The organism is Sporosarcina sp. P16b (assembly GCF_002743065.1).
Lineage (GTDB): Bacteria > Bacillota > Bacilli > Bacillales_A > Planococcaceae > Sporosarcina.
In genome coordinates, this window is record NZ_PDYO01000037.1 from 1 (window position 1) to 2,810 (window position 2,810).

The following is a 2,810-nucleotide window of genomic DNA, read 5'->3' on the forward strand; positions in this document are numbered from 1 at the left end:
CATGATTATTGCATATGAATTGAGCCACCTCTGCGGAGTTTTGAGCCACTCAGTGCGGACGATTGAGCCAGTGAATGCGGACGTGAGAGCCACCCTACTAATTAAATCACCTTCTGTATAATTGAAATCGCATGCATACAGCATGACAATTTTATTATACAGGAGGTTTTTTTATGGTTAATTGTCGTAAAATCCTCGAACTGTATTTTGACGGAATCAGTCAGCGCACCATTAGTTCTAGCACTGGTCATTCCCGAAATACGGTTTCCGAGGTCGTTCGGTGTGCCAAGAAACATGGCTTAGAAAGTTTGAACGACACGACGACCAACCGGTGGTTGGAGGAGCTTCTCTTTCCTGAGAAGCAGGCAAGTGAAAAGGGATACTTCCCTATCGAGTGGGAGAAGGTCCATAAAGAGTTGCAAAAAAAGAATGTCACTCTGGCCTTATTGCATTATGAGTATGCGGCAGGGGCACGTGAAGGTGGAAAAATACCTTATGCGTATAGAACGTTCTGCGAACAGTATGGGAAATACGCAAGAAAGTATAAATTGACCATGCCTATTCGCCGAAAGCCAGGTGAAATCATGGAAGTAGATTGGGCAGGCTCGACCCTGCATGTAACTGACCGGTTTACCGGGGAACGCATTCCTGCTTATATCTTTATCGCGACCTTACCTTATAGTCAATTCAGCTACGTAGAGGCATTTCTGGATATGAAATCGCCCAATTGGTTGTCTGCTCATATTCGAGCGTATGAATATTTTGATGGGGTGCCGGAAACTTTGGTACCTGACAATCTAAAAACAGGAGTGATTAAAGCTCAACGAATAGAGCCACTCCTCAATGAAGCTTATCGCGAACTGGCAGATTACTATCGGACAATCATTGTGCCTAGTCGAGTTCGAAAACCAAAAGACAAGGCCAGTGTGGAAGGAACAGTTGGATTCATCTCACGCCAAATTATTGCGTCTTTACGAAACTATCAATGTTTTCACTTGGAAGATCTTAATAAACGAATCCATGAAAAACTAGAAGAAATCAACGAAATCGATTTTCAAAAGCGTCCTGGATCACGAAAAAAGATATTTGAGGAAGAGGAGAAATCTCACCTTCAACCACTTCCTCCAAACCGTTACAAACTAGCAGAATGGAAAACAGCAAAGGTTCAACTGAACTACCACATCCAAGTTGATCGCATGTATTATTCCGTTCCGTATGAGTATGTCCGTGAACAGGTCGATGTTCGGTTATCCGCGGATCTACTTGAAGTGTACTTTAAGGAAGTACGAATTGCATCTCATAAACGGTTATGTGGTGAAGTGGGACAGTTTTCGACAAACACAGATCATATGCCAGATAATCACCGAGCATACCTGGAGCATACACCGGAAAACAATCAGAAATGGGCAGAGTCCATCGGACCTTTTATGGAACGGTTGGTCGCTTACATTTTAAAGCATAATCCTGAAAAGAAAGCACTCACCATTCTCAGTTCGTTACGGAATGTTTCCACCAAGCATACAAAGGAAGAGCTGGAAGCGGCAATCCAAACATTACTGGAAATCTCCACTAATCCGACCATACCTGTGTTAAAAGGGATTTTGGATAGGCGGAATAAACGCAGGCCAAAAGACAATAACCCAATTATTCGACATGAAAACCACGGCTTTACCCGTGGAGCTAAATACTTTGGAGGGGAAAGCAAATGATGAACCAAGAAACATTACGTAAATTAACTGAGATGAAAATGATAGCCATGGTAGAACTATATCAACAACAGAGCCAGAACAAAGATTATCAAGCAATGGATTTTGATGATCGTTTCAACCTTCTGGTTGACTATGAATACGATCGTCGAAAATCTAACCGATTGGAAAGACTGATTAAACAGGCAACTTTTGAAAATCCAACGGCAGCCATTGAAGACATTGAATACCATCCAGATCGCCGACTAGATAAGAGTCTCATCTTAGAATTAGCCACGGGGAATTATCTACAGAATCACCACAACATTGTTTTAATGGGTGCATCAGGTAACGGCAAAACTTGGATAGCCAACGCGTTTGGAATCCATGCCTGTCGCCAATTTTATAAAGTAAAGTATATCCGATTGCCAGAATTATTGGATGAATTAGCTGTAGCAAAATATGAAGCTGATGGTAGTTTCCGCAAACTCATTCAAAAATATAAGAAAATTGATCTCTTAATTCTGGATGAATGGTTACTGACAGAGCTTTCTGAAGAGCAAGCCCTTCATGTCTTAGAAATTATCGAATCGAGATTAAAGCGGACATCCACGATATTCTGTTCTCAGTTCTCACCTGAAGGATGGCACTCTAAGTTAGGACAGGCGCAGATAGCAGACGCAATTCTCGACCGCATTGTGCATGATTCCTATAAAATACTGGTTGATGGGGAAATCTCGATGAGAGAACGTCATGGTTTGGGGGTTAGAGTATGATTCCGGAGGAAGTAGAAAATCGCATCGCTACTTACTTTTTTCACAGATATTTGCCTGATGAAATTATGGAAAAAGTGGAAGTTGGTTTACTAACTCGTTGTCTCGGTGTAGAGGAGGAAGAAATAGATATGGATGAACTAGTGTTATGGGCTATTCACGTTATAGACGATGAAATAGATCCTTCACTACTTTGATAAGAACCGCAAACAGCCCTAGAAACCTTATTTCTAGGGCTGTTTCAACCACTTTAACCGATTGGTGGCTCTCGCTCCCGCTTTTACTGGCCCTATTATCCGCATTCAGTGGCTCAAAACTCCGCACTAGTGGCTCATTCTTTCCGCAATACTCA

3 protein-coding genes are annotated in these 2,810 nt (G+C 42.0%); all 3 read left to right on the forward strand.

From position 1 onward, the window contains the following. Nucleotides 1-173 precede the first annotated feature (173 nt). Genes istA through CSV77_RS16605 form a run of 3 tightly spaced genes read left to right on the forward strand, consistent with a single transcriptional unit; the run spans nucleotide 174 to nucleotide 2,655 of the window. On the forward strand, nucleotides 174-1,709 hold the full coding sequence (istA, locus tag CSV77_RS16595; RefSeq protein WP_099674256.1) for an IS21 family transposase: 1,536 nt from the start codon (nucleotides 174-176) through the stop codon (nucleotides 1,707-1,709). Continuing rightward, nucleotides 1,706-2,461, forward strand: a complete 756-nt coding sequence (istB, locus tag CSV77_RS16600; protein WP_099674257.1) for an IS21-like element helper ATPase IstB — start codon at nucleotides 1,706-1,708, stop codon at nucleotides 2,459-2,461. The genes istA and istB overlap by 4 nt, the downstream gene beginning before the upstream one ends. Further along, the gene (locus CSV77_RS16605) at nucleotides 2,458-2,655 is read left to right on the forward strand and encodes a hypothetical protein (RefSeq protein ID WP_099674258.1); all 198 of its coding nucleotides are present in this window, start codon (nucleotides 2,458-2,460) and stop codon (nucleotides 2,653-2,655) included. Before istB ends, CSV77_RS16605 begins: the two co-directional genes overlap by 4 nt. Nucleotides 2,656-2,810: the final 155 nt, after the last annotated feature.